Origin of the sequence: Rhodococcus sp. LB1 (assembly GCF_001583455.1) — a bacterium.
Taxonomy (GTDB): Bacteria; Actinomycetota; Actinomycetes; order Mycobacteriales; family Mycobacteriaceae; genus Rhodococcus_F; species Rhodococcus_F opacus.
This window is the reverse complement of the sequence record NZ_LTCZ01000368.1, coordinates 16,664-39,334: the sequence shown is the minus strand read 5'-3', so window position 1 is coordinate 39,334 and position 22,671 is coordinate 16,664. Positions and strand designations below refer to the sequence as shown.

Below are 22,671 nucleotides of genomic sequence, written 5' to 3'. Positions count from 1 at the left end.
GTGAATCCAGCGAAACCGTCTGCAAACAGCGCGGGAGCGAACGAGTGCGGGTTAGGTTGACTGCATGGCGACCGGTAAGAGCAAGGCTCCCGCTGTCGAACTGGAGGTCGGCGACCGGACGGTGCGGATCTCGCACCCGGAGCGCGTCTACTTCCCCGCGACCGGTGCCACGAAGCTCGACCTCGCGAACTACTACCTGAGCGTCGCCGACGGGATCGTGCGAGCCCTGCGCGAACGCCCCTGCATGATGCACCGCTTTCCGGACGGCCTGAGCGGCGAGAAGGTGCACCAGAAGCGGTTGCCGCACGGTGCGCCGGATTGGGTCCAGACGGTGCGGGTGACGTTTCCGCGGTACAACCGTCACGCCGACGAACTGTGCGTGACGCACCCGGCGGACGTGATCTGGGCGGTGCAGATGTCCACGGTCGAGTTCCATCCGTGGAACTCGCGCCGCGCGGACGTCGAACGACCCGACGAGTGGCGGATCGACCTAGATCCGATGCCCGAATGCGGGTTCGACACGGTGAAGCGCGTGGCCGGGGTGGTGCACGAGGTGCTCGACGAACTGGGTGCGACGGGCTGGCCGAAGACGTCCGGCGGAAGCGGCATACACGTCTACGTCCGGATCCGGCCCGACTGGGGTTTCGGCGACGTCCGGCGGGCCGCGCTGGCCTTCGCCCGCGAAGTGGAGCGCCGGGCCCCGCAGGACGTCACCACCACCTGGTGGCGGAAGGACCGGGATCCGCGCAAACTGTTCGTCGACTACAACCAGAACGCCCGCGATCACACCATCGCCAGCGCGTACTCGGTGCGGGGTGTGCCCGACGCGACCGTGTCGACGCCGGTGACGTGGGACGAGATCGACGACGTAGACCCGCACGAGTTCACCATCGCCACCGTCCCCGACCGCTTCGCGAAACTCGGTGACCTGCACGCCGGAATCGACGAAGCCGTGTTCTCGCTCGAACCGCTGCTCGAATGGGCCGACCGGGACGAGGCCGAAGGCGAGTCGGATCCCGGTGGCGCGGAGGACTGATCGCGGACGACAGGTCGAGGGCGTCTCCATGACGCGACACACGCCCCGATCGTGCGACCGAGGCGCGTGTCTCGCATGCCGAACTCTTCCCTACCGTGGCGGCGGGGGCGGTGGAGGTGGTGGTGGGTTGGGATTGCAGAGTTGGCAGCTGTCGCCGATCGGTGGTTTGGGAACGGGTGCGTGACAATCGTTCTGACATGGTCTGGCGCCGGCGATTTCGGCCGTCCCCACCAGTGAGATCGAGAGGGCTGCGAGGACCGCCCCGATGGCCGCCACGATTCTGGCGGAAGTTCTGGAAATCGACATGTGGGTTCCTCCTGTGAGCCGAAGAACGGTGTGCACCGTCCATAGAGCTTCGGCGAATCGCACGACGGCGGCCAGGCACCCTGGGGTGGAAATCGCGCCACCCGCTATCCCATCCGGCTGATCACGTCCAGCACGTCGCGGAGCGCGGACACGGAGTGCGCGGGGAGGAAGGCATCGCAGAAGGGCAGCGCAGCCGCCATCGATCCGGCGAGCGGCCGGAAGTCGGGGTCACCGGCACGGGGGTTGAGCCACACCAGTCGGTGGGCGCGGCGACGGACCCGGGTGAGGGCATGTGCCAGGCGCTTCGGGTCGTCGCTGTCCCAACCGTCGGACGCGATGACCACGACTGCCCCTCGCAGTGCGTTGCCGTGCGGGGACGCGAGCAGTTCGCTCACGCTGCCCGCGATGTGGGTGCCACCGAATCTGTCGACCACCTTGTCGTTCGCCTTACGGACCGCGGTCTCGGCGCTGCGGTGGGCGAGCACAGGCGTGAGCCTCGTCAGCGACGTGGAGAACGCGAACACCTCCGGCCTGCCCGCGGTCTGTCGTTGCACCGCCGCCCGCATGAGATGGAGATAGATTGCGGCGTACGGCTGCATCGACCGGCTCACGTCGCACAGCATCACGATGCGCCGCGGACGGTTCCGGGCACGGCTCCGCGCGAGGACCACCGGCTCCCAGCCCGTGGCCCTCGACCGGTTCATGGTGGCCCGCAGGTCGATACGCCGGCCGCGGCGATGCACTTCGCGACGCCGGGTGCGGCGGGACGGCCACGCGGCGGTGGCCTGCTCCAGCCACGATCCGAGGAGCCGGAGGTCGCCGGCGTCGAATCGGGCGAAGGGTTCGTCGGCGCGAGCCACGAGCCTGCTGGGCAGGGTGTCCGGCACGGCGGTGAGCGCGTCGTGAATGTCGTCCTCGCCGCTGTCGTCGCCGCCGGTCATCACCGGTCGTGTCATCCACGGCACGCCCCCGACGTCCTGCGCGTCACCGGGCCGGTCGCGACCGTCGCGGACACCGGCGAGGGCCGTCTCCCGTCCCGCCGCACCGGCGCGGCGCGCGTGCGGATCCACGGACAGCACGGCGTCCTCGAAGACCGCGGAGAACACCGCGTCGAACGGCGCGAGGTCGTCGACGCGGTTGACCAGGGTCAGGCGCGCCGACCAGTACAGCCGCGACCGCGAACTCGGCGGCGACAGATGAAGCGCCTGCACGAACACCGCGGGGCCACTCGCCGAGACGACGACGCCACGGGAGCGCAACCGGGCGACGAGTGCCACAGCGAACGCCGCGAGATCGACGCCCCGCAGGACACCCGACGCGCTCATCGCCTGCGGCGGCCCACCACGAGGACGACCACTATTCCCGCGAGGATGGCGGCGAGAATGGGGGCGTACCGTTTCCACGCACCCGCGCCGGACAGCGCGAGCAGATCCAGCGGCGCCGGTTCGGCGGCAGGCGGGGCCACGGAAAGGTTCGTGGTGCCGGCCGCCTCGGGCGCAGCCGCGGCCTGGTCGGCGGGTCCCCCGGCGAGCTTCGCTTCCAGCGATTCCGCGAACTGCCCCATGAGTTTCTCCGACACCTGCTGGATCATTCCGCTGCCGAACTGCGCGAGTTTGCCGACGATCTTCATGTCGGTGTCCACGGTGACGCGGGTGCGGTCGCCCACCTCGTGCAATTGGGCGGTGATCGTCGCGGACGCGTTGCCGGAACCGCGCGAGTCCCTCCCGCGGGCGTCGATCACGGCGCGGTGCTCCTTCGGGTCACGCACGACGAAGGCGGCCTTGCCTTTGAACTCACTGGTCACCGGGCCGACCTTGACCTTCACCTTCCCCAGGTAATCGTCACCCTCCCTCCCGGTCATCTGGGCTCCGGGTAGCAGGGGGGCAACCTCCTCGAGGTCGCTGAGCACCTCCCACGCCTGCTCGATCGGGGCGCTGACGGTGAACTCGTTGGCGATCTTCATGGCAGTTGCCTCTCATCCGGTGGCCAGGCCGTGCGCGTAGTCGGTGAATGCGTCCTGAACTATTGTGCGGTCGTCCGGGGTCTTCGCGAGGGCACTCAGGCTCTGGATTGCGTCGTCGCGAACCAGATCGGCCACTCCCAGCGCCGCGAGGGCGGACACCCAGTCGATCGTCTCGGCGATTCCGGGCGGTTTGTCGAGATCGAGTTCGCGGGCCCGGCCGACGAAGCGGGTGGCGTGCTCGATGAGGGGCGCCGCCGCCGCGGGCACCGTGCGGCGCACGATGGCGGCGGCCCGCGCCGGCTCCGGGTAGTCGATCCAGTGGTAGAGGCATCGTCGGCGCAGCGCGTCGTGGAGGTCGCGACTCCGGTTGGACGTCAGCACGACGACGGGGTGATGTTCGGCCGTGAACGTTCCCAGTTCGGGAACGGTGACCGATGCCTCCCCCAGGAATTCGAGGAGGAGTGCCTCGAACTCGTCGTCGGCTCGGTCTATTTCGTCGATCAGAAGTACGGGCGGGGTCGGTCCCCGATATCGCACGCAATGGAGGATGGGACGTTCCAGCAGGAATTCCTCGGTGAACAGGTCGTCCTCGGTCAGGCCGTCGCCCCGCGATTCGGCCAGCCGGATGGTGAGCAACTGCCGCTGATAGTTCCAGTCGTAGAGAGCCTCGTTCGCGGTGAGACCCTCGTAGCACTGCAACCGGATCAGCGGGGCGCCGAGGACGGTCGCGAGAGACTTCGCCGCGGTGGTCTTGCCGACTCCGGGTTCGCCTTCGAGCAGGAGCGGGCGGCGCAGGGCTGCCGCGAGATACAGGGCCGACGCGGTTCCGAAGTCCAGGAGGTAGTCCTCGGCATCGAAGCGCCGGACCACGTCCGCCACGTCCTCGAACGCCTCCGTCATACCGCTCCCGTCTCCTGCGCGAACGATGCCCGGCAACCCGGCCCGCAGAACCAGAAGTCGGCGTCGTCCCGCCGCAGATGGGCGGTATCCGACCCCACCACGACTCGCATCCCGCACACCGGATCGACCGCTTCGGTCACCGCCGCCTGCGGAGGCGAATCGCCCTCGGGCGCGCGAAGTCCCGCGGTCCGCAGTTCCTGCACCAACTCGGCCGCGATCGACACCGCGATCTCCGCCGACGTCCGCGCCCCGATGTCGAGACCGACGGGGGTGTGCACCCGCGACCGTTCGGACTCGGTGAGACCCAAGGTGTCGAGGATGGCCCCACCGCGTGTTCGGCTGGCGACGAGCCCGACATACCCGACCCCGGCGTCGAGCGCCGCACGGATGACCTCCGCTTCGGGTCCGCCGTGGCCGGCGAGCACTACCGCCGTGGTCCCGGAGAACTGCTCGACACCGGCGTCGTCGTGCTCGACGGTGAATCCCAGCAGTTCCGATATGCCCCCCAACGCCTGCGCGATCGGAGTGGTGCCGAAGATCCGCACCAACGGGGGTGGCAGTTGCGGCTCCAGGAAGATCTCCATGGCACCGCCGGACAGGCACGGATTCACCACGACGGACGCGCCCGGAGTCTCCGGGAATTGCACGGCCCCGTCGGGAAGGACCCGCAACAGCACGCTCTCGTTGGTCGCCAGCGCCCCCAGGGCGGCCGTGCGCACCGAATTCTGCGCGCACTGACCGCCGACGAAACCCTCGATCGTGCCGTCCTGCAGGAGGATCGCCTCGTCGCCGGAATGACTGGACGTGGGCGGCTGCGCCCGCACCACGGTCGCATGGACGAACGGCCTGCGGTCGCGCGCCAGTTGCGCCGCACGCTCTTTCAGATCCATCGGGCCTCCTCGCAGCCGACGGGCGACATTCAGATCGGGGGTGTCGCGCGGCCCTGCATGGCCTCCCACACCCGGGACGGGGTGAGCGGCATGTCGGCGTGCCGGACACCGAACGGGGCGAGCGCATCCACGACAGCGTTCACCACGGCCGCGGGCGATCCGACCGTCGCGGACTCGCCGATGCCCTTCGCGCCGATCGGGTGGTGCGGCGACGGGGTCACGGTGAAGCCGGTCTCGAGCTTCGGAACCTCGAGCGCGGTGGGGATCAGGTAATCCATCAGTGATCCGCCGAGGCAGTTGCCGTCCTCGTCGAACTCGATGATCTCCATGAGCGCCATGCCGATGCCGTCGACGATGCCGCCGTGGACCTGCCCCTCGATGATCATCGGGTTGATGCGGGTGCCGCAGTCGTCGACGGCGAGGAACCGCCGCACCTTCACCACGGCGGTGCCGGGATCGACGTCGACGACGCAGAAGTACGCGCCGTAGGGGTACGTCAGATTCTCGGGGTTGTAACAGATCTGCGCGTCGAGTCCGCCTTCGATGCCCTCCGGCAGGTCGCCGGCGCCGTGTGCCCGCATCGCGATGTCCTGGATGGTCACCTTCGCCGAGGGATCGCCCTTCACATGGAATTCGCCCTTCTCCCATTCCAGATCCGCGACCGAGGCCTCGAGCATGCCCGAGGCGATGATCTTCGCCTTGTCCCGCACCTTGCGGGCCACCAGCGCCGCGGCCGCCCCCGACACCGGTGTCGACCGGCTGCCGTACGTGCCGAGCCCGAACGGCGTGTTGTCGGTGTCTCCGTGCACGACGTCGATGTCGTCCGGTGGGATCCCCAGTTCCTCCGCCACGATCTGTGCGAACGTCGTCTCGTGACCCTGCCCCTGGGTCTGCACCGACAACCGCACGACGGCCTTGCCCGTCGGGTGGACGCGCAGTTCGCAGCCGTCGGCCATGCCCAGGCCGAGGATGTCCATGTCCTTCCGGGGGCCGGCACCGACGGCTTCGGTGAAGAACGACATGCCGATTCCCATCAGCTCGCCGCGCTCGCGGCGTTCCTTCTGCTCCTCCCGCAACTGCTGGTAGCCGATCATGTCCATGGCCTTGCGCATGGTGGTCTCGTAGTCACCCGAGTCGTACACCCACCCGGTCTTGCTGGTGTACGGGAACTGTTCCGGCCTGAGCAGATTCTTCAGCCGCAGCTCCGCCGGATCCATCTTCAGGTCGAACGCCAGGCAGTCGACGAGCCGCTCGACCAGATACACGGCCTCGGTGATGCGGAACGAGCAGGCGTACGCCACCCCGCCGGGCGCCTTGTTCGTGTACACCGCCGTCATCGCGCAGTGCGCGGCCTCGATGTCGTAGCTGCCGGTGAAGACGCCGAAGAAACCGGCCGGATACTTCACCGGGGCCGCCGTGCCGTTGAACGCACCGTGGTCGGCCAGCACCTTCGTGCGGATCGCGAGGATCTTGCCCTCGCTGGTCGCCGCGATCTCGCCGACCATGATGTAGTCGCGGGCGAAGCCCGTGCTCATCAGGTTCTCGCTGCGATCCTCCATCCACTTCACCGGTTTGCCCGTCACGAGCGACGCCACGATCGCGCACACGTATCCCGGGTAGATCGGGACCTTGTTACCGAATCCGCCGCCGATATCCGGGGACACCACCCGGATCTTGTGCTCCGGGATCCCCGAGACCAAGGCGTAGATCGTCCGGTGCGCGTGCGGTGCCTGGGACGTGGTGTACAGGGTGAGCTTGCCGGACACCTTGTCGACGTCGGCGATCGCACCGCACGTCTCCATCGGCGCGGGATGCACCCTGGGGTAGACGATCTCCTGCTTCACCACGACGTCCGCCTTCGCGAACACGGCCTCGGTCGCGGCAGCATCGCCTGTCTCCCAGTCGAAGCAGTGATTGTCCGTCTTGCCCTCGAGGTCGTCGCGGATCACCGGCGCGTCGGGCGAGAGCGCGGCGCGTGCGTCGACGACGGGATCGAGCATGTCGTACTCGACGTCGATCAGTTCCAGCGCGTCGCGGGCCGAATACCGGTCCTCGGCGATGACGAACGCGACCTCCTGGCCCTGGAAGCGCACCTTGTCGGTGGCCAGCACGGCCTGCACGTCGTTGGACAGCGTCGGCATCCAGGCGAGGTTCTTCGCGGCGAGGTCGGCGCCCGTCACCACTGCCGTCACCTTCGGGTGTTCCTGTGCCGCAGTGGTATCGATGCTCACGATCCGCGCGTGCGCGACCGGCGACCGCAGGATCGCCAGGTGCAGCATGCCGGGGAGCGTGATGTCGTCGACGTAATTTCCGAGCCCCCGGATGAAGCGGGGGTCCTCCTTGCGCAGCATGCGGCCGTGGCCGCAGGGTTTCTTGTCGTTGTCGACGACGTCGGCGTCACCCGACGGTGGACGGGATTCGACGGTGGTCATGATGCACTTCCGGTGGTCGCGTGTTCCTCGACTGTCATCGGTGCGCCCTCGGCGCCCCGTGTCTTGTCCTCCTGGACCTCCGCGTCGAAGTCGCCGGCCGGTTCCGGCTCGGCGGCCTCGCCCGCCCGATGGTCCGCCGCCCACTGGATCGAGCGCACGATCGTGGTGTACCCGGTGCAGCGGCAGATCTGCCCGGAGATCGCTTCCCGGATCGTGGCCTCGTCCGGGCTCTCCTCCCGGTCGAGCAGTGCCCGCGCCGTCATCATCATGCCGGGGGTGCAGAACCCGCACTGCAGTCCGTGGCACTGCATGAAGCCCTGCTGGACGGGATCGAGTTCGCCGTCGTGTTCGAGGCCCTCGACCGTGCGGACGTCGTGCCCGCTCGCCATCGCGGCGAGCATCGTGCACGACTTCACCGGATCGCCGTCCACGGTGACGACGCACGTGCCGCAGTTGCTGGTGTCGCAGCCCCAGTGGGTCCCGGTCAGGCCCAGCTGGTCGCGGAGGAAATGGACCAGCAGCATGCGCGGTTCCACCTCGGCGCTCACTGCCTCGCCGTTGACGGTCATGTTCACCTGCATGGCTATGCCTCTTCTCCGGTCGGCTCGTGCTCCACGTCGCTGCGGAGCACCCGGTCGACCGCTGTACGGAGTGTGCGGATCGTGAGTTCGGATGCGAGATGGCGTTTGTAGTCGACGGTGCCGCGTGCGTCCGCGACTGGCTCGCAGGCCTGCGCGGCCATCCGCCCGGCCTGGGCGAACGCCTCCTCGGACGGGGGACGTCCGGTCAGGTAGTCGGCGACATCCGAGAGTCCGGACGGATCCGGGTGGACCGCGGTCAGGCCGACAGCGGCCCGGGCGATCTCGCCGCCCTCCACCGTGACGGCCGCTCCGGCCGCGGTGACCGCCCAATCTCCGGTCCGCCGTTCGACCTTGGCGTACGCACTGGAGCTGTGGCCGTGGACCGGTATCACGATCTCGATGAGCATCTCGTTGTGTGCGAGCGCCGTCTCGTACGGTCCGACGAGGAACTCGGACATCTGGATCTCGCGGCGTCCGCCGGGCCCGCGCACCACGCAGGTGGCGTCGAGAACAGAGCAGACAGTGGTGAGATCCTCGGCCGGATCGGCCTGGCACAGAGATCCGCCGATGGTCCCGCGGTTGCGGACCACCGGGTCGGCGATCACCTTCTCCGCGTCGCGGAAGAGTGGGAACGCCGCCGCGAGCTCGTCCGATTCGAGCAGCCGGCGGTGCCGCGTCATCGCACCGATCCGCAGCCTCGACCGCTCGGTCGTGATGTAGCCGAGTTCGCCCTCGAGGTCGTTGATGTCGATGAGGTACTCGGGATTGGCGAGGCGAAGTTTCATCATGGGGAGCAGGCTGTGGCCGCCTGCGACGAGGCGGGCTTCGTCGCCCAGCCGGTCGAGCAGGGCGATGGCGTCGTCGACGCCCGTGGCACGCTCGTATTCGAAGGATCCTGGAACTTGCATTGTGACCTACCTCACAAACGTGGATGCTCTCAGCCTCCGCAAGAACCGGTGGTCCGTCAACCCCGGGTGAACCGCCCTAGTCGACGCAGAAATCGACGGGTTCCTCGTGGTGGATCCGACCGCTCGACTCCGCCAGCGGGCGCCCCGTGCCACCCCACCGGCGGGCGATGATCTCGGCGGCGATGGACACGGCCGTCTCCTCGGGTGTCCGGGCACCGATGTCCAGGCCGATGGGGCTCGACAGCCGGTCGAGCTCGGTGTCGGTCAGACCGGCCTCGCGCAGGCGTTCGCGCCGGTCCAGGTCCGTTCTGCGTGATCCCATGGCGCCGATGTAGGCGACGTCCCGGAGGCGCAGCGCCGTCTCGAGGAGAGGAACGTCGAACTTGGGGTCGTGGGTGAGCACGCAGATCACGGTCCGGCCGTCGATGGCCTGGGCCTCGGCCTGGGCAGCGAGATACCGGTGCGGCCAGTCCACCACCACCTCGTCGGCCGTCGGGAACCGCGCGTGCGTCGCAAACACCGGACGGGCGTCGCAGACCGTCACCCGGTATCCCATGAAGGCGCCCTGCCGGGCCACCGCGGCGGCGAAGTCGATGGCCCCGAACACGAGCATGCGCGGCCTCGGCGCGTAACTGGCGACGAACACCTCCATGCCCTCGCCGCGACGCTGACCGTCGGTGCCGTACGTCAGGACCGTGCTGCCGCCCGCCGCCAGGAGGCCCCGGGCGTCGTCGGTGACCGCGGAATCGGCCCGGTCCGAGCCGAGCGAACCGCTCACGTGCTCGGGCCGGACGACCAGCCGGCGCCCCACCCGAGCCGCGTCGAGATGCGCCACGACGGTGGCCACCGCGACCGGCAGGTGGTTCTCGATGTCCCGGGCGATCTCACCGAGCTCCGGAAAATTGTCCCGCGACACGGGCTCGACGAAGATGTCGATGATTCCACCGCAGGTGAGACCCACCTCGAACGCGTTCTCGTCGCTGATCCCGTACCGCTGCAGCAGCGGCGCGCCGGACGCCGTGACCTCGGATGCGAGTTCGTAGACCGCTCCCTCGACGCACCCGCCGGACACCGAACCGGACGCGCTGCCGTCGGGCGCCACGACCATCGACGCCCCCGGCGGTCGCGGCGCGGAGCGGAACGTGCGGACCACCGTCCCGACACCCGCCGTCCCACCCGCGGTCCACACCGCCATCAGGTCCGCCAGCACGTCGCGCATCAGCACCCTTCCCGCTCGAGTCCGACGTGTGATACACGCTCAGCTACAAGCCTATTCCGCCGAGGCGAGTTTGGCCCGGGAGACGGGAACCTCGACTTCGACCGGCGTCAGCGGGAACGGCGGCGTCCCCACCCCGGAGATCCGATAGTGGCCCCACGGGTCGCGCTCCGCGAGCGCCGCGGGCGCTTCCGGACCGTCCCCGATCGTGAGGAACAACGGCGTGCGGTTGCGTTGCTTCGCCGCGTCGACGCCGTCACCGACGACGCGGCCGTACCAGTGGTAGCGGCCGTCCAGCGGTTCGATGTGACCGTTCAGAAAGACCTCGACGGCCACCGTCAGGTCGCCGGACGTGAGCACGCCGGGCCCGCGGCACTCCGTGTCGTCCTCGCGCTCGGCGAGCGAACTCAGCTCGAAGTGCCGATCGTCGGGGCTGCGCATGCGCCGCCAGTAGGATGCGCTCGACCCCGGCCACGCCGCCCGATTGTGGCCGGTGGAATCGAGATACCAACTGTCGCAACCACCCGAATTCCACACCGAGCCCGCGAGCTTGCGGTGGACCACCCGGTTGAATTCGCGCTGCGCGCCCGCACGCACCTCGATCCGCGTCGCGTCGCGCTTCTTCATCAGCGCCAGGCATCGGGTGATGTAGTGCGCCTGGGCCTCGATGACGAAGACGATCGACTGATTGCCGCCACCGGAATTCGGCCCCATCATGAGGAAGAAATTCGGGAACCCCGTGACCGCGACACCGAGGTACGCCTCCATGCCGTCGCGCCACGCCCGCTGGATCGTCAGCCCACGCCGGCCCACGATGTGCTCGTTCTCGAACCGGTCGCCGACGGCGAAACCGGTGCCGTAGACGATGACGTCCGCCTCGTGCATCGTTCCGTCCTCGGTGCGGATCCCGCGCTCGGTGACCTCCGAGATGCCCGAGGTGACCAGATCGACGTTCCCGCGTTGCAGGGCCGGGTAGAAATTGCTGGACACCAGAATCCGCTTGCAGCCGATGGTGTAGTCGGGGGTCAGGGTGGCGCGCAGTTCGGGATCACGCACCTGCCTGCGCAGCAGACCCCGGGCTGCCGACTCCAGCACCGTCATCAGTCGCGGGTGCAGGAACCCGGCGATCAGCGATTCGTGACTCCAGTAGATCGCACCGCGGTAGGCCTTCTGGACTCCGGGAACAGCCGTGAACACCGCCTTCTCCCCGGCCGTGATCTGGCGGTCCAGCTTCGGCAGGATCCAGTGCGGAGTCCGCTGGAAGACGTCGACGTGCGCGGCCGTCTTCGCGACCTCGGGAACGAACTGCACGGCACTGGCTCCGGTGCCGACGACCGCCACCCGCTTACCGCTCAGGTCGACCGAGTGATCCCACTCGGCGGAATGGAATGCCGCACCCGAGAACGACTTCCGTCCGGAAAAATCCGGGACGCTGGGTTTGTGCAGCGGTCCCGGACCGGCGACGACGATACGGGGGTGATAGACGGAACCCGACCGGGTCTCCACCCGCCACCGGTCGGTGGTCTCGTCGAACTCGTAGGAGATCACCTCGGAGCCGAACCGGATGTGTGGTGCCAGATCGTATTCGCGGACCACCCGTTCGATGTAGTCGAGAATCTCGGGTTGCCGCGCGTACATCCGCGTCCATTTCCGGTTGGGCGCGAAGGAGAACGAATACATCAGCGACATCACGTCGCAGCCACACCCGGGATACGTGTTCTCCCGCCACGTTCCACCCACCCGATCGGATTTCTCGAGGACGACGAAGTTCTCCTCGCCCGCCTCCTTCAGTTTGATCGCCATACACAATCCGGCGAATCCGGTGCCGACGACGAGGACGTCCGGCTCGGCGACCCCGGGTGTCACAGGAATCCCCCGCGCCGCCACAGCGCGCGGGAGGTGGCTCGCATCAACCCGTTCTCCTCGAGGAACGCGGCCAGCGACTCGAACCCGCGTCGCTGATTCTCGCGAAAATTGGGGTTTGCCAGCGCCTGTCGACGCGCTTCCTTCGGGTCCAGTCCGGCCCGCTCGTACATGGCCGGGTTGGTGAACAGCCGCTGGAACAGCGGGCCGCCGATCCCCTGCAGCGTTCCGACCCACAGCCGGTCGATCCGGTGGCCTTCCGCGACGCGGCGACGCACCCCCTCGCGCGCGAATCGGATGTGCCGGGACTCCTCGGTGACGTGGATCCGCATCAGCCGGGAGATCATCGGCTGCAACTGCGGGTCCTCGAGGACGCGCCGCTGCGTGGCGTCGAAGATCTCCTCGCCGATCAGAGCCGCAACCCAGAGCATGGTTCCGCGAAATGTCTTGGGCAGCAGATTGACCACGACTGCCTGATACCACCGGAGCTGGAAGGGCTTGGCGCCCATCTGCTCGATGGCACGCCCGAACATCGTCATGTGCCTGCACTCGTCGCCCATCTCGGTGAGCGTGTACCGGGTGTGCAGCGAGCTCGGGTCGTTGTGCAGCAGCGCGCGCAGGAGCGCCTGGTTGAGGATGTTCTCGAACCAGATTCCGACGCTGAGGATGTTCGCCGATTCCTGCCGGGACAGCTCGATGCGCTGCGCCTCGCTCATCCGGTCCCACATCTCGGTTCCCCACAGGGACAGGACCTGCGGCGGCAGGAAGTACTTGCCGTCCTCGAGGGGCGCGTCCCAGTCGATGTCGACGACGGGAGCGTACGAACGCTTGACGGATCCTGCGAGGAGCCGGCCGGCGACTTCTTCCCGATCGATCGTGTGTGAACGCTGAGACATCGCTGTTCCCTTCGTCGAGCGCGATTCCATCTCGTTTCCGTTTATAGGTAAAACGTAAACCCGGGTGTGACGCAGGTCAATGGTTATCTGTGACTCGAGTTCACATTTGCCGCTTCTGTTTGCGCCCACCCCACCCGAACAGCACAATCAGGGCCGTGAGGACGCAGCCGACGACACCGACCCCCGGCGAACTCCGGGAACGGATCCTCGATGCGGCCGAGGAATGCCTGATCGAACTCGGCTACAGCACCCGGCTTCACGCGGTCATCGCCGAGCGAGCAGGGCTGTCCCGGCCCACGCTCTACAAACACGTCGGCGATCAGTCCGCCATCCTCGAGGCCCTCTTCCAGCGGGAGATCTCGCGGTTCTTCGTCGTGCTCGACCCGGTGCTGCGAGGACGGCAGAGCCAACTCCAGGTGCGATTCGTCGACGCCGTCGTGTTCGCCGTCCAGTACGCACGCGGACACCGGTTGCTGCAGAAGGGCTTGCGCGACGACCCCGACGTTGTACTCCCCTGGTTCACGGTCAAGGCGAAGCCGATGATCGAACTCGGGGCCCAACTGCTCACACCGCACTTCGAGCGCCTGTTCTCGCGCGAGCAACTGTCGGGAGTGAGCCCCACCGCCATCTCCGAATGGGCGTTCCGCGTCATCGGCTCGCTCATCATCACGGAGGGGATCGTGGACACGTCCGACGAGCGGGCTCTGCGCGAGTTCGTCCGGTCCCTGCTGTCGATCGCGTTCATGCCGGAACCGAACGTTCATATTCCTTGACGCGTATATACGCGCAGGAGCATACTCACACTATGGCACCGGACGTGTTCACCGTGGTCGCCGAACCGCAGAGGCGCAGGATCCTCGAACAGCTGCGGGCCGGCCACGCCAGCGTCGGCGAACTCGTCGACCAGCTCGCCCTGCCCCAGCCGACCGTGTCCAAACACCTGCGGGTGCTGCGGCAGGCCGGATTCGTCACCTGCCGCACCGCCGCCCAGCAACGCATCTACAGCCTGCACCGCGAACCGTTCGACGAGTTCGACGCGTGGCTGCAGCCCTACCGCCGGCTGTGGACGCATCACCTCGATGCGCTCGAGCGGCACCTCGATTCGAAGGAGACCCCGTCATGACCGAGTCAGACGCACGACGCGACTACCGCCCCGGCCCACTGCGGCACGTCGAAGCACGACCCGACGGCACCCGATGGGCCCTCACCTTCGTTCGCGAGTTCACCCACTCGCCGTCGGCGCTGTGGACCGCGCTCACCGACCCCGGCGAACTTCCGCTGTGGGCGCCGTACACCGCGGACCGGAACCTCGGAACGGTCGGTCCCGCAACCCTGATCATGGTCGACGGGCAGAATCGCACCGAACTCGACGGCACCGTGACCCGGGCCGACTCACCTCACGTCCTCGAACACGCCTGGGGCGACGACGTCCTGCTCTGGACGATCGGCGAAACCGACGCGGGCACGCGACTGACCTTGCGACACACGCTCGACGACCAGCACACCGCTGCGATGACGGCCGCCGGGTGGCACATGTGCCTGGACGTCGCCGACGCCCTGCTCGACGGAAATCCGATCGGACCGATCGTCGGTGCCGAGGCGATGAACTACGGCTGGCGCGAACTCAACGAGCAGTACTCCACACGCCTCGGCGTCGAACCGATCGATCCGACGCTGCAGTGAATCCGTGACGGGCGCCGACCGCTCCCCGTACCGTTGACGCATGGGACTGCAATGGGAAGCCGTGGTGGTCAACGCTCTCGATCCGACAGCCCTGGGACGCTGGTGGGCCGAGGCCCTGGGCTGGGGCGCCGTGACCGACTCCGACGGCGACGTCCACATCCGGCCCCGGGCCGACAGCCACCCGGAAATTCTGTTCGTGGCCGTTCCGGATGGGAAACGGATTCCGAATCGGCTGCATCTCGACTTCCGGCCCGATGATCAGGAGGCCGAGGTTGCACGGCTTCTCGGACTCGGCGCCCGGCACGCGGATGTCGGTCAGGGCGAGCAGAGTTGGGTGGTGCTCGCCGATCCCGAGGGCAACGAGTTCTGCGTCCTGTCCGGTCGGCGCTGACGCCGGTCAGGCCACCTTCGCCCGCAGGGTCCGCAGCGCCTGGTGCTGCACTACGAGGACCCGGCCTACCGGGAGGCCGAGGAGGCCCGCGGTGTCGTGCACGGACAGCCCGTCGATGACCCGCAGCAGGACGATCTCCCGGGCCGTGGCGTCGAGATGGTGCAGCAGCCCGGCCACTTCCGCCGGAACGTCGGGGCTTCCGGCCGCGCCGCCGTGCGCGTCCGCGACGGTCCGGCTCACGACGCGATACACCTCGCGGACGGGATGGTCACTGCGAGCGAGAGTCGGAAGCTCGCGCGCCACCGCGAGCAGCGCTTCGTGCGCCACCTCGTCCGCCGGCCGCGTGACCTGCGTGGAATTCCCCACGCGCGTGCGGCAATACCGCACCACCTGCGGCCACAGCGTCGTCATCACTCGCTCGACGGCCTCGCGATCCCCCGCCGCGGCGGCCGTCGCTGCCGAATGCAATTCCTCGTCAAGCACACTCATGTGACCCTCGATCCCCCGACCTCGCCGCCTCCGGTCATCCGTCACGGCGCTTCCGTACTCATCTTCCGGCACACGAGGGGTCACCACATCCGGGAGATTCCCCATTTCCCGGTGCGTGAAACCACCTACATGTCCGGCTTCCTCCGCAGGTTCTTGGTCTGGCCGCGTTGTTTCTTGGCGTCGAGTCTTCGTCGGTGCGAACCCTTGGTCGCCTTGGTCGGACGCCGGGTGCGGGATTCGGCGAGGACGGCCGCGCGCAGCAACGCCGCCATCCGGGCCCGCGCCGCGCGCCGATTGCGCAGCTGCGAACGGGTTTCGGACGCCGTCACGGTGACCACCCCGTCAATGATCCTGTGCCCCAGCTGAACCTGCATGCGTTCGAGCTGGGGCGGCGACAGCGTCGACAACGTCCACAGGTTCACCCGCAACTCCACCCGCGAGTCGGTGGTGTTGACGCCCTGACCGCCGGGACCGCCGGCGCGGGAGAACCTCCACTGCAACTCGGCGGCCGGAACGACGAGCGACCGCGTGATCTCGAGGTCGTCGGTGACCTCGCCACCGGGAAACACCGGAGGAACTTCGCTCACACTCCCAGCGCCCGGGCCAGCACCGGCCAGGAATCGTGCAGGTCGTCCTGCCAGTATCCCCACGAGTGTGTGCCCGAGTTACGGAAACTCGCGGTTGCAGGTATTCCCAGTTCCCCCAGGCGATCCGTGAATCGATGGGTGCAGTAGTTGGTCACCGCTTCGATGGGACCGCCCGCGTAGATCTGACGCGCGAGCGTAGCGACGTTCCCGTCGATCCCGGGGCCGTCCAGGGTCTCGTGGCGCCCCGGCAGACCGTTGCCGTTGGAGAGGAACAGTTCCGTTCCGCGCAGTTCGGCGGCGTGAACGTAGGGATCGTTCGCCGCCCACGCCGGATCGTCCGCCTCGCCGTACATGTTGGCCGGGTTGCCGTAGCCGTAGTTGTCCATGGTGATCTTGATGAGGAGCTGACCGAGCGGATCACTGGTCAGAGCGCAACCGCTGTAGGCGGCCACGCCACGGAACAGACCGGGGGCGGCGATCGCCAACTGCAGAGCGGCAGTACCCACCCGTGACATGCCGGCGAGCGCGTTGACTCCGTTGGTGCCGAGGGCCGCGTCGACGACCGGCGGAAGTTCCTGAGTCATAAAGGTCTTCCACTTGTTCACCCCCATCACCGGGTCGGGGCTCTTCCAGTCCGTCCAATACGCGTTCTCGCCGCCGGAAGGGCTGACGACGTTCACGTTCTGATCGGCCAGGAACTCTTCGACATCGGTCTTCTCCCGACGGACCTGACCGTCGAGGAAGTACAGCGTCGGCCTCGGCACGCTCGTGTCGGCAGGGCGCTGGACGTACACCGGAACGACCCGCTGCATCGACGCCGAGAAGACGTGCAACGTCAGGTGTCTCGGATCGATCACGGTGACGTGATCGAGCGTCGACCCGTTCGACGCCACCGCGGAACCGAGCGCCTGACCGGTGTCGACGATCGGATCGGCGGCCGCCGCGACGGTGCCACCGAGGCAGAGAGAGACCACGGTCACGGCCGCGACGGCCGCTGTGCGCAATTTCCCCCGAAACATGTGTCGTCTCACGACCGACTACCGCCCTCCACCCGCACGAATTCCGGTCCCGGGGCATGCTAACAGTTCCCGCGATGCCGAGTAACGGAAGAGCCTTTCCGCGCGATGAACATTCGACCCCCCACGTTCATTGAAGGACCGGCATGACGTTTCCCCCGCCCTCATCACCTGCCACTCGCAAGAAGTGGCCCTGGATTACCGCCGGGATCGTCGTAGTCGTGGCCGCGGTCTCGTTCCTCAGCCCCGGACAGGACGACCAATCGGCCCAGGCCACAGCGGTATCCGCGTCCGTGACACCCACGGTCGCCGATTCGACGACCGTGCGTGCCGCGTCGAGTTCGTCGACACCGGTGCCGGTTTCGTCTGCGCTCGCCCTCTCGCCGGTCGAACCCGCCGCGGTCGGCGGCGCCGAGGCGACCGCCGCGCTGCAGCAACTCGCCGGCCTCGAGATCAAGGGACGCGCACCGAAGACCGGTTACGACCGTGATCTCTTCGGCCAGGCGTGGACCGACGACGTCACGGTCGAGGGCGGCCACAACGGGTGCGACACGCGGAACGACATCCTCGGGCGCGACCTCGAACAGATCGTGTTCAAGCCGGGCACCCGCGACTGCGCGGTACAGACCGGAACGCTGCTCGACCCGTACACGGGCAACACCATCTCGTTCGTCCGCGGTGAGGGCACGTCGAATGCCGTACAGATCGATCACGTCGTCGCGTTGTCCGATGCCTGGCAGAAGGGCGCCCAGCAGCTCGACACCGCGACCCGGGTGAACTTCGCGAACGATCCGCGGAACCTCAAAGCCGTCGACGGACCCGCCAACCAGCAGAAATCGGACGGCGACGCCGCCACCTGGCTACCCCCGAACAAGAGCTACCGGTGCACGTACGTGGCCGATCAGGTGGAGGTGAAGGCCGTGTACGGCCTGTGGGTGACCCAGGCCGAGCACGACGCGATCGCCCGGGTACTGCAGGACTGCGGGGCCGCAGCGCCCGCCGCGGCGCCGGCTCCGACGACCACCACGGTGCCGGAAGCGGTACCTGCGCCCGCACCCGTTCCCGCTCCGGCACCGGCGCCCGCACCCGTCCCGTTCGTCGACACGGCACAGCCGAGCGACGTCTACTACAAGAACTGCTCCGCGGCGAAGGCGGCCGGTGCGGCGCCGGTACGGATCGGCGAGCCGGGCTACGGGACGCATCTGGACCGCGACGGTGACGGTGTCGGCTGTGAAAGCTGATCCGGGCCTGCCGAGACACGCACCGCCGCCGCAGGTTAACCTGAACTGCCTGCAGGGACGTCGGGTACCTGTAGCTCTCTGTACATGTCAGAAAGATGGAATCGGCATGACCACTGCACCCGACGCACTCGGGCACCCCCCACATACGGGCGAACCGCCCGTAACCCGCATCTATCCGAAGCCGGCGTTGTCGGCTCGCGAAGTCGAGGTTCTACGGCACTGGTTGCGCGGCGACTCCAAGCTCGCCGTCGCCGCCGACCTCCACATCGCCCTCGGAACGGTCAACACCCACCTGACCCGCATCCGCGAGAAGTACGCGCTGGTCGGACGTGACGCGTCCACCAAGACGGCGCTGCTGGTGCGGGCCCTTCAGGACGGGATAATCACGATCGCCGAACTCTGACGGCCTACGCCCTGCGCAGGGCGTCCCGGTCGATCTCGGCCACCGACGTCAGGCCACTGAGCCCCATCGTGAGGTCGAACTCGGCGATCACGTTGGCCGTGGCGTCCCGCGCACCGGCCTGACCTGCGAGGGCCAGGCCGTACAGGTGGGGCCGGCCGAGCGTCACCGCGTCCGCACCGAGCGCGAGGGCCTTGAAGACGTCTGCTCCCGTGCGGATTCCGCTGTCGAGGAGCAGCGTCAGCCTGCCGTCCACGACGGGCGCGATGTCCACGAGCGCGTCCAGCGACGACACGCTGCCGTCCACCTGCCGCCCACCGTGATTCGACACGACGATGCCGTCCACCCCGGCATCGAGAGCGCGCCTGGCATCGTCCGGGTGCAGCACGCCCTTGAGGAGGATCGGCAGCGACGTCCTGCTGCGGAGGGTCTCGATATCGGCCCAGCTCAGCGACGGCCGGGAGTAGATGTCGAGGAACGTCTCCACGGCGGCCCGCGGTTCCGGCGACCGCAGGTTGTCGAGGAAGCGGCCCGGGAAGCGCCGGGTCATCGACACCAGTGACCGGATCGCGCCGAGCGTCACCTCGACGTCCGCCTTGCCGGCGGCAGCCTTGATCCGCTCGTGCACGATCCGGCGGAACACCGGATCGGACGTGTACTGCGCGATCCCCTGCCCCTGCGCGAAGGGCAGCGAGCCGAGGTTGAGGTCTTCCGGGCGCCAGCCGAGCATGGTCGTGTCGAGGGTGACCACGACCGCGTCCGCACGAATGTTCTCGGCGCGCTGGAGCAGGCTGTCGACGAGATCGTCGTCGGTGCTCCAGTACAACTGGAACCACCGGGGCGCGTCGCCCATCGCCGCGGCGCTCTCCTCCATCGGCGCGCAGCCTTGATTGGAGAAGATGTACGGCACACCCAGTTCGGCGGCAGCGGCGGCGATCGCCACATCCGCCTCGGGGCCGGCCAGTTCGGCGGCACCCACCGGGGCGAGCAGGACCGGGGCCGGAATCCTGCGCCCGAACAACTCGACGCCGATGTCGCGCTTCGAGACATCGCGCAGCACCCGGGGAACGATCTGCCACTTGTCGAACGCATCGCGGTTGGCCTGCATCGTGCGACCCAGTCCCGCGCCGCCGTGCACGTACGCCCAACCCTTCGCGCTCATCTTCCTCCGCGCGCGTCGCTCCAGCGTGTCGAAATCGGTGGGAACGGAGGGTGTGCGACCGAGGACGCCGTCGCGATAGATCAGATTCTGGCGGGCCCGGCCCGGGCTGTCCTGGTTCTCGCTCGCAGACATGCGCCGAGTCTTCCACAGCGCGTCGCGAACCGACGGCAGGTCGTCGGGACGCGTAGGTTTGTGACCGGCACCACACCGTGCGCTGCCCCGACCATGTCCTAGGAGACCGAGATGCCCGACCGTCCGTCCCTCACCGGCGCTCCCTGCTGGATCGATCTCACCAGTTCCGACCCCCAACAGGTCATTCCGTTCTACACCGGGCTGTTCGGCTGGAGGTCCGACACCAACGAGGATCCGCAGTACGGCGGGTACTCCATCTTCAGCAAGAACAGCAAACCCATTGCGGGCCTTGGTCCGCAACAACAGGGCAACCCGTACGGCAACGTGTGGACCACCTACATCGCATCCGAGGACGCGGAGGCCACCGCCGCGAAGGCGGCCGAGGCGGGCGGGCAGGTGATGATGCCCGCGATGACCGTGGGCGACCAGGGCACGATAGCCATCCTCGGCGATCCCGCCGGCGCCGTGATCGGCGTGTGGCAGGCCGATCAACACGACGGCTTCGGCCTCGTGGACGAACCCGGCGCGCCCGTCTGGCACGAAACGCTGTCGCGGAACTACGCGGCGGCGCTCCCCTTCTACGCGGACGTCTTCGGCTGGACCTATCGGACTCTCGGCGACACGGACGAATTCCGGTACTCACAGGCCGACCTCGGCGACCGCACGGTCGCCGGAGTCATGGACGCCGACTCGTTCCTGCCCGAAGGCGTCCCCTCGTTCTGGCAGTTCTACATCGGCGTCGACGACACGGACGCGGCAGTCGCGAAGGTGACCGAACTGGGCGGCAGCGTCCGGCGCGAACCGGAGGACACACCGTTCGGGCGGCTCGCGTCCGTCGCCGATCCCCTCGGCGCCACGTTCCAGATCACGACCCTGCAGTCCTGACCCGGCGACGGTGGCGTGCAGACCGCGCCACCGTCACACCGGGCCGAACGGCGCCTGCGCCTCCTTGGCGTCCCAGATGTCGAGGAGCGAGCGGAGAATCTCCTCCGACATGCCCAGGCCCCCGAGATGGCTTTCCCCGTGCATCGTGTGGAATTCGGCGTCGGGAAGAAGCGACACCATGTGCTGCCCGTGCCGGAGCGGGATGATGTGGTCGCAGTCGCCGTGCCACCACCGCACCGGGGTCTTCACCGCGTTCACCCGGAATCCCCAGTCCCGGGCGAACAGGACGAGGTCGGCGAACGGTGCACTGAGCTGCTTGCGGCCGCCGTTGAGCAGATCGTCGAGGAACATCGCTTTGAACTCCGGCCGCGCGAGCAGACGACGGTCGCCTTCCGGAGAAAGCCGTCCGTACAGGTCGATGATCGGCGACGCGAACGGTCTCGCCAGCCTGATCACGGAACTCGCCGCCAACCCGACGGGAACACCGCCCGCCGACAGCACCGGAGCCGCCAGGACGGCGAGATCCATCAACCCGCTGCGGATCGCGTCGGGACCCTTCGTCGGCGCGACACCCCCGAGGATGCCGGTCGCGACCACGCGGTCGGGCATCGCGTATGCCGCGGCCAGCGTGTAGGGGCCGCCCCCGGACAGGCCGACCACGGCCATCTGGTCGATGCCCAGCGTGTCGGCGACCGTGCGCAAATCTTCGGCGAAGTCGATCACGGCGCCGTAGCGGTGCGGCGTCGACGAACCGACCCCCGGCCGGTCGATTCCGATCAGCCGGACGTGCTCGCGTTCGGCGAACGCGCGCGCTTCCATCGGCACCTGCCGCCGCGCTCCGGGCGTGCCGTGCAGCCAGAACACGGCCCTGCCCTGTGCCGAACCGAACTCCGCGAAGCCGAGCCGACGCCCCTCGCCTACCGCGACCGTGCCCTCCAACTGCGGGCGTGCGATATCCACCATGCCCACAGCTTCGCACGTGACACCCGTCACGTTTCCGCCCGGGACCCGCTCAGCGGTGTGCGGTGGACGTGAACTGATAGGTCGCGGCATCGACGATCTGCTCGGGAGACACCTCGATCTCGCCGTTCAGCCACGACGTCATGAGCTCCGCGAGCCCACCCACGAACAGCAGCGCGGTGATCTCGTCCTGCGGCGACGACCACGCCCGGTCGCCGTAGAGTTCCTTCGATTCCTCCGCGACCAGCAGGGCGAACGCCCGCAACAATTCACGCCGACGCGTCCGCAGCGGTTCGGCGCCCGCCGATTCGATGATCGACACCCGCCCTTTCCGCGGGTCCGCCGTCAGGATCTCGACGAAGGTCGCGATCGCCGCCCGCGCCCGTACCTCGGGGTCGCCGGTCACGGCCTGGAGGGTGACCCGCGCCGCCTCCGCGATCTCCGCGGCGATGGCCTCGATCACCTGCACCAGCAGGTCGTCCCGGCTGTGGAAGCTCTCGTAGAAATAGCGTTCCGTCAGTTTCGCCTCGGCGCAGATCGCGGTCATGGTCGCCTTCTCGCCGCCCACGGTGCCGAACACCTGCAGGCCCGCCTCGAGCAGTCGCGCGCGACGGTCCGCGGCGCGTTCCTCCGAACTTCGACCGCGGTACTGGCGCGCCGGCTGACTCATGACTCGATGTTGACAGACCCACAGGCGTGACGCACACTACACACATCTGACAGAGTGTCCTGTC

General features: G+C 68.2%; 24 protein-coding genes. 8 read left to right on the top strand and 16 right to left on the bottom strand.

From position 1 onward, the window contains the following. Positions 1-64 precede the first annotated feature (64 nt). A complete protein-coding gene (ligD, locus tag AZG88_RS35810; RefSeq protein ID WP_005243643.1) occupies positions 65-1,036 on the top strand; it encodes a non-homologous end-joining DNA ligase in 972 nt (323 codons plus the stop codon). 410 nt (positions 1,037-1,446) lie between these two features. Here ligD and AZG88_RS35805 read toward each other — a convergent pair whose 3' ends face one another. From AZG88_RS35805 to AZG88_RS35760, 10 genes are all read right to left on the bottom strand, one after another. After that, positions 1,447-2,667 carry a vWA domain-containing protein gene (locus AZG88_RS35805; RefSeq protein WP_061042440.1) on the bottom strand — a complete coding sequence of 407 codons (1,221 nt, stop codon included), beginning with the start codon at positions 2,665-2,667 and terminating at the stop codon, positions 1,447-1,449. Further along, positions 2,664-3,305 (bottom strand): SRPBCC family protein, encoded by a 642-nt coding sequence (locus tag AZG88_RS35800; protein WP_005243647.1) that lies wholly within the window; start codon positions 3,303-3,305, stop codon positions 2,664-2,666. The genes AZG88_RS35805 and AZG88_RS35800 overlap by 4 nt, the downstream gene beginning before the upstream one ends. A 12-nt stretch (positions 3,306-3,317) precedes the next feature. Next, the gene (locus AZG88_RS35795) at positions 3,318-4,205 is read right to left on the bottom strand and encodes an AAA family ATPase (protein ID WP_061700454.1); all 888 of its coding nucleotides are present in this window, start codon (positions 4,203-4,205) and stop codon (positions 3,318-3,320) included. Further along, the gene (locus AZG88_RS35790; RefSeq protein ID WP_061700453.1) at positions 4,202-5,095 is read right to left on the bottom strand and encodes an XdhC family protein; all 894 of its coding nucleotides are present in this window, start codon (positions 5,093-5,095) and stop codon (positions 4,202-4,204) included. Before AZG88_RS35790 ends, AZG88_RS35795 begins: the two co-directional genes overlap by 4 nt. Positions 5,096-5,124: 29 nt before the next feature. Further along, entirely contained in the window at positions 5,125-7,527 is a 2,403-nt protein-coding gene (locus AZG88_RS35785; protein WP_005243653.1) for an aerobic carbon-monoxide dehydrogenase large subunit, read from the bottom strand. Beyond that, positions 7,524-8,108, bottom strand: coding sequence for a (2Fe-2S)-binding protein (locus AZG88_RS35780; RefSeq protein WP_005243655.1), 585 nt, complete (start codon positions 8,106-8,108; stop codon positions 7,524-7,526). The genes AZG88_RS35785 and AZG88_RS35780 overlap by 4 nt, the downstream gene beginning before the upstream one ends. Positions 8,109-8,110: 2 nt before the next feature. Continuing rightward, on the bottom strand, positions 8,111-9,016 hold the full coding sequence (locus tag AZG88_RS35775) for an FAD binding domain-containing protein (RefSeq protein WP_061700452.1): 906 nt from the start codon (positions 9,014-9,016) through the stop codon (positions 8,111-8,113). Between the two features lie 76 nt (positions 9,017-9,092). Continuing rightward, positions 9,093-10,235, bottom strand: a complete 1,143-nt coding sequence (locus tag AZG88_RS35770; RefSeq protein ID WP_061042481.1) for an XdhC family protein — start codon at positions 10,233-10,235, stop codon at positions 9,093-9,095. A 51-nt stretch (positions 10,236-10,286) separates the two neighbouring features. After that, positions 10,287-12,098 carry a DUF4873 domain-containing protein gene (locus AZG88_RS35765; RefSeq protein WP_061700468.1) on the bottom strand — a complete coding sequence of 604 codons (1,812 nt, stop codon included), beginning with the start codon at positions 12,096-12,098 and terminating at the stop codon, positions 10,287-10,289. Beyond that, positions 12,095-13,021: an AurF N-oxygenase family protein gene (locus tag AZG88_RS35760; RefSeq protein WP_005243663.1), complete on the bottom strand. Its 927-nt coding sequence runs from the start codon at positions 13,019-13,021 to the stop codon at positions 12,095-12,097. The genes AZG88_RS35765 and AZG88_RS35760 overlap by 4 nt, the downstream gene beginning before the upstream one ends. Before the next feature lie 125 nt (positions 13,022-13,146). On the opposite strand from AZG88_RS35760, the gene AZG88_RS35755 reads away from it, so the two are divergent. The 4 genes from AZG88_RS35755 to AZG88_RS35740 are packed head-to-tail and all read left to right on the top strand — an operon-like array spanning position 13,147 to position 15,065. Further along, entirely contained in the window at positions 13,147-13,764 is a 618-nt protein-coding gene (locus tag AZG88_RS35755) for a TetR/AcrR family transcriptional regulator (protein WP_061700451.1), read from the top strand. A gap of 32 nt (positions 13,765-13,796) precedes the next feature. Next, positions 13,797-14,114: an ArsR/SmtB family transcription factor gene (locus tag AZG88_RS35750; RefSeq protein WP_005258499.1), complete on the top strand. Its 318-nt coding sequence runs from the start codon at positions 13,797-13,799 to the stop codon at positions 14,112-14,114. Beyond that, the gene (locus AZG88_RS35745) at positions 14,111-14,674 is read left to right on the top strand and encodes an SRPBCC family protein (protein ID WP_005243668.1); all 564 of its coding nucleotides are present in this window, start codon (positions 14,111-14,113) and stop codon (positions 14,672-14,674) included. The genes AZG88_RS35750 and AZG88_RS35745 overlap by 4 nt, the downstream gene beginning before the upstream one ends. 40 nt (positions 14,675-14,714) lie before the next feature. Further along, positions 14,715-15,065 (top strand): VOC family protein, encoded by a 351-nt coding sequence (locus AZG88_RS35740; RefSeq protein ID WP_005243670.1) that lies wholly within the window; start codon positions 14,715-14,717, stop codon positions 15,063-15,065. Between the two features lie 6 nt (positions 15,066-15,071). Here the strand turns inward: AZG88_RS35740 and AZG88_RS35735 are convergent, their stop codons facing one another. The 3 genes from AZG88_RS35735 to AZG88_RS35725 all read right to left on the bottom strand — a co-directional run bounded on the left by AZG88_RS35735 (position 15,072) and on the right by AZG88_RS35725 (position 17,160). Further along, positions 15,072-15,554: a sigma factor-like helix-turn-helix DNA-binding protein gene (locus AZG88_RS35735; RefSeq protein ID WP_061042446.1), complete on the bottom strand. Its 483-nt coding sequence runs from the start codon at positions 15,552-15,554 to the stop codon at positions 15,072-15,074. Between the two features lie 125 nt (positions 15,555-15,679). Next, complete coding sequence (arfB, locus tag AZG88_RS35730; RefSeq protein WP_061700450.1) at positions 15,680-16,141, bottom strand: alternative ribosome rescue aminoacyl-tRNA hydrolase ArfB; 462 nt, start codon at positions 16,139-16,141, stop codon at positions 15,680-15,682. Beyond that, on the bottom strand, positions 16,138-17,160 hold the full coding sequence (locus tag AZG88_RS35725; protein WP_061700449.1) for an alpha/beta hydrolase: 1,023 nt from the start codon (positions 17,158-17,160) through the stop codon (positions 16,138-16,140). The genes arfB and AZG88_RS35725 overlap by 4 nt, the downstream gene beginning before the upstream one ends. 143 nt (positions 17,161-17,303) lie before the next feature. Here AZG88_RS35725 and AZG88_RS35720 point away from each other — a divergent pair, with 143 nt between their 5' ends. Next, positions 17,304-18,398: a GmrSD restriction endonuclease domain-containing protein gene (locus tag AZG88_RS35720; protein WP_061042449.1), complete on the top strand. Its 1,095-nt coding sequence runs from the start codon at positions 17,304-17,306 to the stop codon at positions 18,396-18,398. Positions 18,399-18,504: 106 nt separating this feature from the next. Beyond that, a complete protein-coding gene (locus tag AZG88_RS35715) occupies positions 18,505-18,801 on the top strand; it encodes a response regulator transcription factor (protein WP_025431977.1) in 297 nt (98 codons plus the stop codon). A gap of 4 nt (positions 18,802-18,805) precedes the next feature. On the opposite strand, the gene AZG88_RS35710 is transcribed toward AZG88_RS35715, so the two are convergent. Beyond that, entirely contained in the window at positions 18,806-20,092 is a 1,287-nt protein-coding gene (locus tag AZG88_RS35710) for an alpha-hydroxy-acid oxidizing protein (RefSeq protein ID WP_025431976.1), read from the bottom strand. A gap of 111 nt (positions 20,093-20,203) precedes the next feature. Here AZG88_RS35710 and AZG88_RS35705 point away from each other — a divergent pair, with 111 nt between their 5' ends. Next, positions 20,204-20,977, top strand: coding sequence for a VOC family protein (locus tag AZG88_RS35705; RefSeq protein ID WP_005243682.1), 774 nt, complete (start codon positions 20,204-20,206; stop codon positions 20,975-20,977). A gap of 33 nt (positions 20,978-21,010) precedes the next feature. On the opposite strand, the gene AZG88_RS35700 is transcribed toward AZG88_RS35705, so the two are convergent. Then, positions 21,011-21,940 (bottom strand): alpha/beta fold hydrolase, encoded by a 930-nt coding sequence (locus AZG88_RS35700; RefSeq protein WP_005258512.1) that lies wholly within the window; start codon positions 21,938-21,940, stop codon positions 21,011-21,013. 49 nt (positions 21,941-21,989) lie between these two features. Continuing rightward, positions 21,990-22,607, bottom strand: coding sequence for a TetR/AcrR family transcriptional regulator (locus AZG88_RS35695; protein WP_061700448.1), 618 nt, complete (start codon positions 22,605-22,607; stop codon positions 21,990-21,992). Between the last annotated feature and the right edge of the window lie 64 nt (positions 22,608-22,671).